Below are 13,434 nucleotides of genomic sequence, written 5' to 3'. Positions count from 1 at the left end.
AGCAGCCTCTAGTTATTCATGCGCCCAATGCCTTGGATTTTGGCCCCAGTTTTGCTCCTAGGGGTAGGTCTAGCGGCCTACGTGCTGACTGCTCGCAAGTATCGCTCTCCTGAGTCGGTAGCCCGCGCCTACGACGAGTGGACGCGGGACGGGATCCTGGAGTTTTACTGGGGCGAACACATCCACCTGGGCCACTACGGATCCCCGCCGCGGCGGAAAAACTTCATCCAGGCTAAGCACGACTTTGTCCATGAGATGGTGCGCTGGGGGGGGCTGGATCGGCTGCCGCCGGGGTCAACAGTGCTGGATGTGGGCTGTGGCATTGGCGGCAGCTGCCGCATCTTGGCTCGCGACTATGGCTTTGTGGTAACCGGCATTACCATCAGTCCGCAGCAGGTGAAGCGGGCCCAAGAGCTCACCCCTCCTGATCTGCCTGTGCGATTTCAGGTGGCCGACGCCCTCGACCTCCCCTTTCCCGACGCCAGCTTCGATGTCGTCTGGTCCATTGAGGCCGGCCCCCACATGCCAGACAAGGCCCGCTATGCTAGCGAGATGCTGCGGGTGCTCAAGCCAGGCGGCATTCTAGTGGTGGCGGACTGGAACCAGCGCGACGACCGCCAAAAGCCCCTCAACTTTTGGGAGCGCTTGGTGATGCGGCAGTTGTTGGATCAGTGGGCGCACCCTGCTTTTTCCAGCATCGAAGGCTTTGTGGAAGCGCTGGAAGCCACAGGGCTGGTAGAGGGAGGAGTGGAGACTGCCGACTGGACCCAAGAGACTCTTCCTTCTTGGTTAGATTCCATCTGGCAGGGGGTTGTCCGACCGGAGGGGTTGCTAAAGTTTGGCTTGGTGGGCCTGATCAAGTCGCTGCGGGAGGTGCCCACCTTCTTACTCATGCACCTGGCCTTCAGTACCGGCCTCTGCCGCTTTGGCATGTTCCGAGCCGTGCGAGCGGCCACGCCAGCTAACTCGAGTTGCGTGGAGGCAGTGGCCTACAGCACCTGACTACCCAAGTGGGAAATGACAGCCCTTGCTTCCCCTTTAGATACCTTGGAAGCCTTCTACGATGTGGTGATTGTCGGCGGAGGCATCACGGGTCTAACCCTAGCCTGTGCCCTCCGGGGTTCCGGCCTGCGTTTAGCCCTCGTTGAGGCCCAGTCGTCTGAGGCTGTTCGGCAACGCCCCCTGGCCTACGCCCTTTCGCCCCTGTCAATCCGCATCTTCCGGTCAATTGGCGTGTGGGAGGCCCTAGCTCCCCACATTACCCCCTTTGCCCAAGTCATTTTGACAGACGCCGACGCTCCCCAGCGGGTGACGTTTAGACCGGAGGATGTGGGGGAAACAGCAGTTTTTTACTGCGGCGAACATGCCTGGCTGCAGCAGGTGCTCCAGGAGCAGGTGGCTGCCGATCCCTGCATTACCTGCTACTACGAAGCCAGGGTGGAGCGAGTTACCTACGGGAAAAGCGCGGCTGAGGTGGAGCTGACAACAGCCCAGGGTCAGCGCCGACTGGCAACCTCGCTGGTAGTAGCCGCCGATGGTCTGCGCTCCCAGGTGCGGCAGTGGGCAGGGATCCCAAGCGACGGCTGGGACTACTGGCAGTCGTGTATCACTGCCCTGGTGGCCCCTGCCCAAGACCACCAAAACATCGCCTACGAACGCTTTTGGCCTGCTGGGCCCTTTGCCATCCTGCCCTTGCCTGGCAATCGCTGCCAGGTAGTTTGGATCTTGCCCCATGAGCAGGCCAAAGCCACGCTGGCTCTTTCTCAGGCTGACTTCTTGGCCGAGATGCAGCGCTACTATGGTTCCCAGGGCGGCTGCCTGACCTTGCTGAACCCGCCTCAGCTCTTCCCCGCTCGTCTGCGCCAGAGCCGCCGCTACTATCAGCACCGCTTGGCCTTGGTGGGAGATGCGGCTCACCACTGCCATCCGGTGGCTGGCCAAGGGCTAAACCTCGGTATCCGCGATGCTGCCGCCCTGGCCCAAGTGTTGCTGGAGGCTCGCAGGCGGCAGGAGGATCTGGGGGATGTTAGAGTCCTGCGGCGCTACGGCCGCCGTCGCCGTTGGGAAAACTGGGTGGTGCTGCTCTTTACCGACCTGCTCACCCGCACCTTCTCCAACTCCTACTGGCCCGTAGTGGTTGGGCGGCGCTGGGTTCTCCAGGGGATGATAGTTTTCCCGCCACTGCGGCGCTTTTTGCTGCGCCTGATGACTGGCCTGTGGGGGAGTCCTCCCTACAACCCCAGCTCCTCCTTGGCCTTTTGAGCTGCCCAAAGCACCTCCGCATCCTCGACCTGCAACCGGTTGGGCTTGACAATCTCAGCGTAGAACTTTTCGTCGTAGGGGCGGGTTCGCACCACCACCGGCATGGGCACAGCATGGCCAAGGATCAGGGGCTGCTGCTTCGAATCCAGCTTAACTAGCACCGTCTTCAGGTTCTGGTTGCCTGCCACTCGTGGGAGCACGGCCTTGACGACAGGACAAGTGCAGCTTGTAGGTGTCCTGCGGCTCAGGGCGAAAGCGCAGCTGACTAACCTGCTGCAGGGGCAGCCCTAGCTGCATCGGGATGGTGAGGGCAGAGTTGGTGCTGAAGCGCAAGAGCTCCTGCGGTTTAAGCAGCAGCTCGCTGCCCTACCCTACACGTCGAAAACGACCGCTGTCAGCGGCTCCAACTGAACCGTCAGCCGTTGTTCAAATTGCAGCCAAATGCGTCCTGCTGCCCAGGGGCTGGCTGAGAGGAGACCCACTGCAGCAACTCCCTTGGCAGTGACCCAACCTGCGGATCCGTTGCCCTCATGAACCCTCTACGCTGGAGCCCTCAACAATTGCAACTAGGGATCCTCAACAGATGTGAGGGTCCCTTCTCTGCCTCAAGGAGGGGGAAGATTTCCCACCCACCGTACCCCCCTGAAACGCTGGCATTACTAGAGAGAACCTCGACAAGGTAGGTGATGGGAAATCAGTCGACGCGCTCCAGCTTGATGTTGTGGTGGCCCAACTTGATCTCAAACTGATCTCCGGGCTTGAGGCCCATTTTCTTTGTATAGGCGGCCCCAATTAGGATGTTGCCGTTCTTATGAACCGAAACCCGGAAGGTAGGAGCGCGACCGCGGGAACCGTTCTCATCACTGGTACCGAGATCTACCCCAATAGCCTTGAGCAAGGCGTTGTTGAACTGCATCAGATTTACTCGCTCCTGCCCGTTCTTGGTATAGGTGACGTAACCGCAAGCGCGAGCTTTCTCCTTGGGATCTGCGTTTCCCATGGAGGTTACCTTGTCGAGGAGCTCTTGGCCAGTGAGTGGCTTCGGCTTTCCGGTCGTAGTCATATCCAGCGCGTTTAAGGACAACAGTTAGTGTAGCCAAAAACAAATAGCGATTGCAATAGAGTTGCCTTCAGCTCTTTCTTATCTTGTTAGACTTGTTAAAGGGATAAGTTTGGCAACCGAGTAGGATCTGAGGAGGCGGGTGCGCAAAGCCGCAGTAGTGAATTCTGTCTAGGGGACGGAGCCTGTAGAGTTGGGTTGGACTTTTGCAAAGAGGGGTTCTCCGCAGGCAAGCCATAGGCTTGCAAGTGCTGTTCTCAGCTATGTCTACTGTCGGAGTACTAGCGCCTTTGGGCGAGGGATTTGTGTCGCTGGCAGGAGGCAAAAGCAGGGAAACTGGAAGCAAGGCTGTTTGAGTGTTCACTGGTATGGATCTCTTTTGGTCGGGGCGGCGTCTTTTGGTTGGGGTGAGCGGGGGAATTGCAGCCTACAAAACGGCAGCCTTGGTGTCAGCTCTGGCGCAGCAGGGAGCAGAAGTAAGGGTGGTTTTAACCAGAGCCGCCGAACAATTTATCTCCCCGCTGACCTTTGCTACCCTGTCCCGTCAGCCAGTTTTTACGGATGCCGAGTTTTGGCAAGCTACGCGGGGGCGACCGCTGCACATCGAGCTGGGGGAATGGGCCGAGGCTCTCCTGATTGCGCCGCTTTCGGCCAACACCTTAGGCAAGCTAGCCCAGGGGCTGGCGGACAATTTGCTCACCAATGTGGTTTTGGCTTCCCGCGGTCCGGTGGCCTTGGCGCCGGCCATGAATACACACATGTGGAAGGCTGAGGCGGTGGCGGAGAATTGGCAGCGACTGCAGCGGGATCCCCGCTTTTGGGCCTTGCCTACTGCCAGTGGCCGCCTGGCCTGCGATGCGGTGGGGGAAGGACGGATGCTGGAGCCGGAGGTGTTGCAGGAGTACGTACGGGCTTTGTTTTGGACAGGGGGGAAAAAAGATTGGCAGGGCAAGCGGGTGTTGGTGACAGGGGGGGGTACACGGGAGCCCATTGACGCCGTGCGTTTCATCGGCAACCCGGCCAGTGGACGGATGGGGGTGGCGCTGGCGGTGGCTGCCGCCTGCCGAGGTGCCAAGGTTACCCTGGTGCACGGGCCACTGGGAATCCCCTTTGATCCAGCACCCTTCGCCATCCGGACCATTCCTGTGCAGACAGCAGCCCAACTGGAGCAGGTTTTGCAGGCCGAGTTCCCCCAGGCCGATCTCCTGTGGATGGCAGCAGCGGTGGGGGATGTGCGACCTGCGCAGACCTACGCGGGCAAGCTGGCTAAGACTGAGCTGCCGTCGCTACTGCCTTTGGAACCCGTTCCTGATCTGGTGGCAGCTTTGGCCCGTCAGCGACGTCCCGGCCAGCGCCTGATTGGCTTTGCTGCCCAGAGCGGGGATCCCCTCCCCCTAGCCCGCAAGAAGCTCCAGCAAAAAGGGCTAGACGCCATCGTAGCCAACCCCATTGACCAGCCGGAGAGCGGCTTTGGCAGCAGCCACAACCAAGGCTATTGGATCCCGCGTCAGGGAGATCCCGAGCGGCTCCCCCTGGCTCCCAAGGCTACCCTGGCCCATCGGCTGCTGGATCTGGCCCTGCAACTGGACCTAGGCTGAAAGCTACCTCTGGCACTCCTCGTTTTGAGAGGCTGGAGAGAGCTCCTGGCAGGGGAAGCTCAGCAGCCCCTATCCGCGCCTCCCCAGCAACGGCTAGACTGCTTCGGGAGATGTCCAGACGGTGGCTTTTGTTTTGGGCAGTCCTATTTTCCGCAAAGTCTCAAAGCTGCAGCGGCAGCCACTTTATCTGAAACTGGAACTAGCTATTGGTCTTCATCTTTGGAGCTATGACTCTGGCGGATACAAATTTCCCGGCTCGTTCTGCAGCAGGTTGGCAGCAAGTCCTAAACGTCTTGCCGTTTCTGCTGCTGGCGGGGGTTCCCCTCTCCTGGATAGGCCACCTTCGGGGTTGGGATCCCAACCTAATCTTCCTCTGCGCCGCTTTGGCAGTGGTGGCTTTGGCCAAGTTTACCGGCCAGGCCACAGAAGAGATTGCTGCCTTGACGGGGCCGACGATTGGGGGGCTGGTCAACGCCACCTTTGGCAATGCCACCGAGCTCATCCTCGGCCTGGTGGCCCTGCGGGCTGGCCTAGTGGAGGTGGTCAAGGCTTCCATCACTGGCGCCATCATCAGCAACCTGCTCCTGGTGGCTGGCTTGGCCATGCTTCTGGGCGGGATCAAGTTTCGCGAGCAGAGCTTTCGGCCTGAGGTAGCGCGCATGAACGCCTCAGTAATGAACCTGGCGGTGGTGGCGCTGATCCTACCCAGCGTGGTTACCTATGCCGATGCCAATTTGGGCGAGATCTCGATTCAGGAGCTCTCGACGGCAGTGGCTCTGGTGTTGCTAGTCGTCTACGGTCTCACCTTGCTCTTTTCCCTCAAAACCCACAGCTACCTCTACAGCATTCACGAAGCTGAAGCCGCGGAAGAGGAAGCTGCCGCCCGTCTTGCCCCCAATCCGGTTCTGCAGGCAGAGGGATCCATCCCCCAGATCTTGACGGCCTCGTCGGAGCAAAGTCGGCTGTGGCCCTGGGTGCTCGCTCTTTTGGGGCTAACAGTGCTAGTGGCCCTTGAGTCGGAGTTGCTGGTGGATACCCTAGAGACCGCCCTCGAGCAGTTGCAAGTCACGCCTCTGTTTATGGGGGTGATCCTGCTGCCAATCATCGGCAATGCGGCCGAACACGCGACGGCAATCACAGTGGCCTTGAAAAACAAGATGGATCTCTCCTTCTCGGTGGCCCTGGGCTCGACGATGCAGATTGCCCTGTTCGTGGCTCCTCTCTTGGTGCTGGCCGGTAGCCTTCTCGGCCAACCGATGAACTTTAACTTCGGGCCAGTGGAGTTGGTGGCAATTGCCGTCTCCGTGCTGCTGGTTAACTCCGTTACCAGCGACGGGCGTTCCAATTGGCTGGAGGGGCTTTTGCTCTTGGCCACCTATGCCATTCTTGGGATTGCCTTTTTCTTCTTGGAGTAACTGCGCCTGCCTACGGACAAAAACCCTCTCTCCCGCTCAAGGGGTTGGGCCGACTTCTACTCATCCCCAATGATTTCTGGCTGGGTCAGCTCATCCGACATCTCGATGATGGCGCGGCGAATGGGCTTCATCCAGCCTTCTTCGACATCGTCGGGATCCTCATAGCGGCGACGCTTGGCACGATTAGCTACCTGTACGGTAATGCGATAGCGATTTTTGGAAGCGTTAATCAATGCCTCTACCCGACGCATGAGCTCGTCGTTGTCAATGGCCAAGTGAGGGTTGCGGGACACCATAGTTGGAGTCTTCCTGTTCCTGAGTCAATCGTAGCGTAAGGGGGCCGAGTAGACTGGCATAGAAGTCCCAAGCTTAGAACCCGCGACCTGCTGACTTGCGCACTGCAATGAGGCTACTGCTGGTGCCTAGGGAAATTCCCATCCCCAACAGCAAAAGCGGTAAGAACCAAGCCTTCAGGGGATCCGAACCTGCCTGGAACACTTTGATCAAGGGCAGGGCAATGAGCTGCTCCAGCGCCTCCTGCAGCAACTGACGGGATCCCACAACTAAGCCCCAAGCCCCCAGGGCACTGATCAACCCAAACAAGCAGCCCTGCAAAACAAAGGGCAGGTAGATCCAGGCTGCCGTTGCCCCCACCAGCTGCATCACCTCAATCTCCCGCCGCCGGGCGATGACGACAAGGCGAATGGTAGTGGTGGTTACAGCCACCGCGGCCAGGGTCAGCACCCCAAGGATGCCCAGGGAGCCCAGCCGCAGCAGCTCCTGAAGCTGGGCCAGTTCCTCCACAACACGGCTGCCGTAGTATACCTCGTCCACCCCTTCCAGGCGACGGATCTGCTCAGCCACTTGAGCCAGGGTTGCGGCAGAATCCGCCTTGACCCGCAGGGTATCTACGAGGGGGTTTTCTCCCAACTGGGTTTCCAGGGCCGCCTCATCTTGGATCCCCATCTCCAGCAAAAGGTCGCGCCAGGCCTGCTCTTTGGTGATCACCCTCACCGCTTCTACATGAGGCAGTCGGGCAACTTGCGGCTCCAGCTCCACCCCTCGGCGCCCCGGCTCTAGATAAACGGAGATCTCCAGTTGTCCTCCCAGGGAGCGCACCGTCGCCTCCACGCCCCAAGACAGCTCCACGCCGATCCCGACCAAAAACAGCAACACCAACAGGGTGCTGATCGCAGCCCAGTTCAGCCAGCCCCCCCGCCGCAACCCCAAAAGGGTCTCCTGCAGGAGATAGCGGATCTTATAGAGAAATGGCATGCTGCCTACCGCCACCTGAACCCAGCTTGGGATTCCAGCCCTCTGGAGCGCCGCCTTGCGCTGGGAATCCCGGCAGATCCTCAGCCCATATCATACAGACGTCCTCCTTCTATGCGCACCACCCGGTGGCCGGCCCGCTCCACAAGATAGGGGTCGTGGCTGGTCATGATGACAGTCACCCCAAAAGAATTGAGCCGCTCCAAAATCTGGAGAACCAACAGCGAGTTTTCCGGATCCAGGTTGCCCGTTGGCTCGTCTGCTAGCAGCAGCACCGGCAGGTTGACAATGGCACGGGCCAGGCTGAGGCGCTGCTGTTCTCCCCCTGAAAGTTCGTGGGGAAAGCGATCCTCCTTGTCAGCCAGCCCCACCATCTTCAGGGTTGGCCCGAGGCGGCGGCGAATTTCTGCTGGGGAGAGCCCTTGGGCGCGCAGGACAAAGGCCACGTTTTCCGCTAGGGTGCGATTGGCCAACAGGCGATAGTCTTGAAAGACCACTCCCAAACGCCGCCGCAACATCGCCAGGGGACGGGAGGAAATCCGGTAGGGCCGCTGCCGACCTTCCGAAGAAAACAGGCACACCCCATCCACCATCACCGTGCCTTTGGTGGCCTGTTCAGCCCCGTAGAGCAGCCGCAGGAGGGTGGATTTGCCCGCTCCCGAGGCCCCCGTTAGGAAGACAAACTCGCCGCGGCGCACCTCCCAGTCTACCTCCCGCAAGATCCACTCGCCGTTGGGAAAGACTTTGCTCACACCCCGCAGCAACACCATGCTCTCGGAGCCGCTGGGCAGGGATCGCGGGCGAGGTTGAAGGCCTAAGTCCGTTAAAGCTGGAAGAGAGAGGCTTGGGCTTGGATTGGCCAAGTAGCAAGAAGCATAGCCAACGGGCTGACCAGCCATATGGAAAAACGCGGCGCACAGATCCCCAGACTTAGCCGTGGCAAGGAGCGCCACCCTCTACAACCCTGGCCTGCAAGCTAGCTACTGCTTCTTCCGGAAGCAGTTTCCCTACTCGGGCCAGCGGAGCGGCGTCCTTAAAGCTCCCGGCTTTAGCCGTAGGGTAGTTTACAGCAAAGCACCTACAAAGAGGAAGCCGGGGAGGAGGAAGAAGACCACAGCACTTGCCAGGCAAATCTGGGCAGAGCCAGCATGCGTCGCCAGCGCCAGGGTTCCTGATAGAGACGATACAGCCATTCCAGGTGATGGTCGCGCCACCAGCGGGGGGCCCGTCGTTTTTGCCCAGCCCAAATGTCGAAGCTGCCGCCCACTCCCATCCAGATGGCTTGGGGCAAGAGGCTGCGCCATCTCTGGATCCACAGCTCCTGGCGCGGGGATCCCAGCCCCACCCACACCAGTTGGGGTTGGATTTTCTGGAGAGCTTGCAGAAGTTTTTCCTCTTCGGCGCCAGAGAAGTAGCCGTGATGGCCCCAAATGGACAGAGAGGGAAAGTGAGCTTGCCACTGCTGAACCGCTGCCCGGTTGACTGCCGGCCTTCCTCCCACCAAGGCCAAGCGCCACCCCCGTTCTGCTGCCCGCGAGATCAAAGCTTCGGCCAGCTCGATCCCCGGCACCCGCTGGACACGGATCCCCTGCCGCCGCAAAGCCCACACCACCCCCGCCCCATCTGGGATCACCAGCTCAGCCTCCTGCAGCACTTGGGCAAAGGCCGGATCCCGCTGCGCCTGCATGATCATCTCCGGATTGCAGGTGACTACCTGGGCGCCCAGACCCTGGCTGATGCGCGCTTCAATCCAGGCAGCGTAGCTCTGCAGGTGGGCTTCCGGCAGGGTAAGGTGCAGGTTGACGCCCAAGAGGGGGCAGGTGACCAGCGACATGCCACGAGGGGGGAGAGGACTTGCTTCCCAATTCAAATTGTGCCAGCAAAAAAGAGCGCCATCCTAATCCCCATGCTCCCCGAACAGCCTTCTCCAAGCGGTGTTGCTCCCTGCGAGGGGCGCTGGCTCTGGCAGGGCCAGTCCATCCGCTACCAGCAGGCGGGATCTGCTGGCCCAGCGGTGGTGCTCATCCACGGCTTTGGCGCCAGCAGCGACCACTGGCGGAAGAATTTGCCGGAGCTGGGGCGGCACTGCCGCGTGTACGCCCTTGACCTTCTGGGATTTGGGGGATCCGCCAAGCCCTTGCCCGGATCCCCGCTCCCCTACACCTTCGAAACCTGGGGTGCCCAGGTGGCCGATTTTGGGCGGGAGGTGGTGGGGGAGCCGGCTTATCTGGTGGGCAACTCCATTGGCTGCATTGTGGCCTTGCAGGCGGCTGTTTTGGAGCCAGCCCAGGTCTTGGGAGTGGCGATGTTGGATCCCTCGCTGCGGCTGCTGCACGAGCGCAAGCGACACCAGCTCCCCTGGCTGCGCCGCTGGACTGCTTCTCTGCTGCAGTTCCTGCTGGGGTGGCCCCCCTTCGGGCGGTTTTTCTTTGCCCAGCTAGCTCAGCCCCGGGCCATTCGCCAGATCCTCCTCCAAGCCTATGGGCGCAAGGAGGCAGTTACGGAGGATCTAGTGCAGCTTTTGCTGCAACCGGCTCTCGACCCAGGGGCGGCAGAGGTCTTCTTGGCTTTTGTCCGCTACTCCCAGGGGCCCTTGGCCGAAGATCTCCTGCCGCAGGTCACCTGCCCCGTCCTCATCCTCTGGGGGGAGGCAGATCCCTGGGAGCCCATTGCCCTAGGGCGGGCCCTGGCCGAGTTTCCCTGCGTGGTGGGGTTTATCCCCCTGCCGGGGGTGGGCCACTGCCCCCAAGATGAGGCGCCGGAGCTGGTCAACCCGCTGCTCCTAGCCTGGATCCGGGATCCGCACGGCCTAGGTGCTCCAGTTGATCCAGGTTGGGTCCACTCAGCCGGAAGGCCTGGCCAAACCCCTGGATGAAGCTGCCCCCAGTGGGGGTGATCTGACAGAAGTGGAAGTCCGCTAGCCCCAGGATTATCTCGGCAATCTCGTACTTGGAGCGGTAGAGGGCCTCGAACCCCTGGACTTGGGCCTCCTCGCGGCTGAGGAACTGGGCTGTTCCACTGACCATTAGCCGCGGCAAGGCGTGGTTGCTGCGCGGATCCCCTGCCGTGGGCGGCTCGTGGATGAGCAGGCCGACCCGTGGATCCTCCCGCAGGGCCTGAGTGTGGGGGGAAAGGTCGCTAATGACGATGGCAAAACGCAGGGGATCCCACTGCACCACAAACGGCACCAGCGACACCGCCGGCGCTCCCCGCTCCAGCACTGCCAGACTGGCTACTGGCTGGGTCTCCAGCAGTGCTCGCAACTTTTCCTGGGCTGACATGGCTGCTCCCATAGCCGCTGCTATTATCCTCAACCTGGCTTGGCTTGAGAAGAGTGGGATGTAGTCTTCGGGTTGCAGGGGAGCGGGAGGGAGCAAAATCCCGCGTCTCAGTCACCGAGCTCGCACCTCTTGACGAAAGCCACAACCCTGCTTACCCAGCTTCCTCAACAAAACTTTACAATTCTCTATAGAGCAGGCTACACTGCTAAAGAAAGGATGAGGAGAACCCTATGAGCAGATATCGCTCCGTGGTTGTCGAAGACGGTGGCCGCCTCAACAACTACGCCATTGAGCCAGAGATGTACGTAGATCCCGTTCCACGGGTGGGCTTTACCGAGTATGCGGAGCGCTTGAACGGGCGCTTGGCGATGATTGGCTTTGTGGCGCTGGTTTTGTTTGAAGCGCTGTCCGGCACCACCCTCATCGGCTGGCTACAGGCCTTGGGTCGCTAGGAGAAGGGAAGGCAGGCGGGAGCTTGTAGGGAGCAAGAGGCTTGCCGAAGAGCTTCCCTTGCCTTCCTGACTGTAGCTAGGGACCAGGCATCTCCCAGCGTAGCTCTACATGGGTGTAGCCTTCCGGGGTTTGGGTGCGGTGCCAAGAGCCCTTAGGCAGGTAGCGGGCGATGGTATTCATGGCCTTGCTGCCGTAGCCGCCGCCCGGGGTAGGGGCGTACTCTATGCCGTCGTTGATAATTGACAGACAGCAGAGGCGATCCCTTTGAACCAGCGACACCTTGACGAAGGAAGCGTTGCCCTTGGGAGGCTGGACATGGGCAATGACGTTGCCAATGGCCTCCCGCAAAAAGCGCAAGATGTCCTCCCGCTGGTCAAACCACTCACTGGTATTGGGCTCCGCTAAGGGCTGTAGGTGGCGCTCCACAGGTAAAGTCAGGCTGCCCGTTTGGATAAGCTCGTCCAGGTAGGTGTCGATGCCCCGGTGCAGCCCTTCCCGCAAGCTAGGGGAAATGTGCAGCTTGGTGGCCAGGGTGCGCACGTCATTGAGCTGGGCGCGAATGCCCCGCCCAATTTGCTCCAGTTGCTCCAGCAGACGATCGTAAATAGCCGGATCGGGAGCCCTGCCCTGCTGCTGTTGCCATTGCAAGCTCTCCAGCTCGTCCATGACCACCTTCAGCTCCTGCAGCTCGCGATCGTGAATGTCGGTGGCTACCCGGTAAAGGAGCTTACGGGCTTGGTCAATGGCTGCCTCCTGCTCAGCCCGGCGCAGGCGCTCCAACTCCTGCTGTTGAGCCAAAAGCCGCTGGTGGTTTTCCAAGATCACCAGGGTCAGCAGCAAGCTCACCCCCGTCAGGCCAACGGCCAAAGCTGGCAAGGTCAGCGGCCAAATCCAACGCCCCAGCAAGAATTGGGCCACAGCCCAGCCCTCGTAAACGGCTAGCCCTAGCAGCGGCAAGAGGAGAGAGCGCACCTGTTTCCAGCGGTTTTCGCGCGAAGAGGGTCGATAGAGAACCAAGAGCAGGCCCGTTGCCGCGCCTAGGAGGAAGACAACTCCCGCTGCTAGCTCCGCCGGCAGGGATCGGTACACCTGGCCAGTGAGCAGGCTGGAGAGGATTTGCGCCTGGAGTTCTACTGCCGCAATCTGGGATCCGTCCGCTGTCCGCACGGGGAAGGTCTCGGGGTAGCCGCCCACAAAGCCGACCAGAACAATCTTGTCCTGCAGTTGACGAGCTACCTCGGGCTTGAGGGGAGGGATCCCTTCATGAGCGCCGCAAGTCTGGCCGAGGTTGAGCGGGAGGGGCGGACAAACCTGTTCGATAGGGAGGATGGGAATGGAGTGTTGGGCGCCGAGAGGGTTGAATTGCACCGGCCGGAAGCCCCGCTCGCGCAGCCAGCGGCTGGCCCGCTCTGGATCGTACTTGGCAAAAGCCAAGGCCTCCACCGAGGCAAACATCTGCTCCTTTTGGCTGTCGCGGCGCAGGTAGAGCCCTCGCAACTGGGCCTGGCGCAGGATCCCAGCCCCATCCAGGCGGTGTTGCACCACTCCCTGAACATGTTCTGGTGCTACCAAATACTCCAGCCGTAGGGAGGAAAAAGGCAAGAAGTGGTTGTAGATGGTGATCTCAGGGCGGCCAAAGCTCTCACTGCTGCGGGTAGCCAAAACTACGCGATCTGGGTAGCGCTGGACTACCTGACGCAGGGGAGCATCCAGGTCCTCGTCACCCAGCGTCTGGGGGACCACAAAGCTACTGGGCAGATTCAGCACCACCACCCTGGCTTCTGCTTCTTCCAGTAAGCGCAGGGTCAGGGCAGCGTAGTTGGAGCGCTCCAGGAGAAAGTCAACATGGGGATGAGGCTTGCTCTCCCCACTTTCCCCCTGTCCTTCGAGGCGGCCATCGATGCCGACGATTGCCACCTCCGGGGAAGGCTGCTGGGGGCCGCGCAGGGCATAGAGCCATTCTTGGGCATCGCTCTCAAGCCGCACCAGCAAGGGGTGCTGAGCGGAAAGGTTGAGCAAGGTAGCCCACCCCAGCCCCCAAGCCAAGGCCCAGCCCACTTCGCCGCGGGAGGCAACCAGTGGAGCGGGCAAGC

Annotated in this window: 14 protein-coding genes; 6 read left to right on the top strand and 8 right to left on the bottom strand. The window is 60.8% G+C overall.

Annotated elements, in window-relative coordinates; all coding sequences use genetic code 11:
* The first annotated feature begins 18 nt into the window (after positions 1-18).
* Together NW833_RS07885 and NW833_RS07880 are read left to right on the top strand one after the other, a co-directional pair.
* Positions 19-1,002 (top strand): methyltransferase domain-containing protein, encoded by a 984-nt coding sequence (locus tag NW833_RS07885; RefSeq protein WP_414394667.1) that lies wholly within the window; start codon positions 19-21, stop codon positions 1,000-1,002.
* 15 nt (positions 1,003-1,017) lie between these two features.
* The gene (locus tag NW833_RS07880) at positions 1,018-2,262 is read left to right on the top strand and encodes an FAD-dependent hydroxylase (protein ID WP_414412097.1); all 1,245 of its coding nucleotides are present in this window, start codon (positions 1,018-1,020) and stop codon (positions 2,260-2,262) included.
* On the opposite strand, the gene NW833_RS07875 is transcribed toward NW833_RS07880, so the two are convergent.
* Positions 2,232-2,450, bottom strand: coding sequence for a hypothetical protein (locus NW833_RS07875; protein ID WP_414405698.1), 219 nt, complete (start codon positions 2,448-2,450; stop codon positions 2,232-2,234). The genes NW833_RS07880 and NW833_RS07875 overlap by 31 nt on opposite strands.
* Before the next feature lie 506 nt (positions 2,451-2,956).
* Positions 2,957-3,262, bottom strand: coding sequence for an AbrB family transcriptional regulator (locus tag NW833_RS07870; protein WP_414394661.1), 306 nt, complete (start codon positions 3,260-3,262; stop codon positions 2,957-2,959).
* A 428-nt stretch (positions 3,263-3,690) separates the two neighbouring features.
* Here NW833_RS07870 and coaBC point away from each other — a divergent pair, with 428 nt between their 5' ends.
* Positions 3,691-4,920 (top strand): bifunctional phosphopantothenoylcysteine decarboxylase/phosphopantothenate--cysteine ligase CoaBC, encoded by a 1,230-nt coding sequence (gene coaBC, locus NW833_RS07865; RefSeq protein WP_414412121.1) that lies wholly within the window; start codon positions 3,691-3,693, stop codon positions 4,918-4,920.
* A gap of 227 nt (positions 4,921-5,147) precedes the next feature.
* The gene (gene cax / locus NW833_RS07860) at positions 5,148-6,335 is read left to right on the top strand and encodes a calcium/proton exchanger (protein WP_414394655.1); all 1,188 of its coding nucleotides are present in this window, start codon (positions 5,148-5,150) and stop codon (positions 6,333-6,335) included.
* A 56-nt stretch (positions 6,336-6,391) separates the two neighbouring features.
* On the opposite strand, the gene NW833_RS07855 is transcribed toward cax, so the two are convergent.
* From NW833_RS07855 to NW833_RS07840, 4 genes are all read right to left on the bottom strand, one after another.
* Complete coding sequence (locus tag NW833_RS07855; RefSeq protein ID WP_414394653.1) at positions 6,392-6,631, bottom strand: DNA-directed RNA polymerase subunit omega; 240 nt, start codon at positions 6,629-6,631, stop codon at positions 6,392-6,394.
* 73 nt (positions 6,632-6,704) lie between these two features.
* Positions 6,705-7,610: a cell division protein FtsX gene (locus NW833_RS07850; RefSeq protein WP_414394652.1), complete on the bottom strand. Its 906-nt coding sequence runs from the start codon at positions 7,608-7,610 to the stop codon at positions 6,705-6,707.
* 80 nt (positions 7,611-7,690) lie between these two features.
* Positions 7,691-8,377 carry a cell division ATP-binding protein FtsE gene (locus NW833_RS07845; RefSeq protein WP_414409888.1) on the bottom strand — a complete coding sequence of 229 codons (687 nt, stop codon included), beginning with the start codon at positions 8,375-8,377 and terminating at the stop codon, positions 7,691-7,693.
* A gap of 308 nt (positions 8,378-8,685) precedes the next feature.
* Positions 8,686-9,441: a WecB/TagA/CpsF family glycosyltransferase gene (locus tag NW833_RS07840; RefSeq protein WP_414412096.1), complete on the bottom strand. Its 756-nt coding sequence runs from the start codon at positions 9,439-9,441 to the stop codon at positions 8,686-8,688.
* Between the two features lie 72 nt (positions 9,442-9,513).
* Between NW833_RS07840 and NW833_RS07835 the strand changes: the two genes are divergently transcribed.
* Entirely contained in the window at positions 9,514-10,482 is a 969-nt protein-coding gene (locus NW833_RS07835; protein ID WP_414412095.1) for an alpha/beta fold hydrolase, read from the top strand.
* Here NW833_RS07835 and NW833_RS07830 read toward each other — a convergent pair.
* Positions 10,376-10,888: a pyridoxamine 5'-phosphate oxidase family protein gene (locus tag NW833_RS07830; RefSeq protein ID WP_414412094.1), complete on the bottom strand. Its 513-nt coding sequence runs from the start codon at positions 10,886-10,888 to the stop codon at positions 10,376-10,378. The two genes, NW833_RS07835 and NW833_RS07830, sit on opposite strands and share 107 nt — an antisense overlap.
* Before the next feature lie 230 nt (positions 10,889-11,118).
* Between NW833_RS07830 and NW833_RS07825 the strand changes: the two genes are divergently transcribed.
* A complete protein-coding gene (locus NW833_RS07825) occupies positions 11,119-11,340 on the top strand; it encodes a high light inducible protein (protein WP_414405691.1) in 222 nt (73 codons plus the stop codon).
* 76 nt (positions 11,341-11,416) lie between these two features.
* Here the strand turns inward: NW833_RS07825 and NW833_RS07820 are convergent, their stop codons facing one another.
* Complete coding sequence (locus NW833_RS07820; RefSeq protein ID WP_414412093.1) at positions 11,417-13,432, bottom strand: CHASE2 domain-containing protein; 2,016 nt, start codon at positions 13,430-13,432, stop codon at positions 11,417-11,419.
* Positions 13,433-13,434: the final 2 nt, after the last annotated feature.

It is taken from the genome of Synechococcus sp. O70.1, assembly GCF_047462215.1.
GTDB lineage: Bacteria > Cyanobacteriota > Cyanobacteriia > Thermostichales > Thermostichaceae > Thermostichus.
This window is presented reverse-complemented; position numbering and strand designations above follow the sequence as displayed.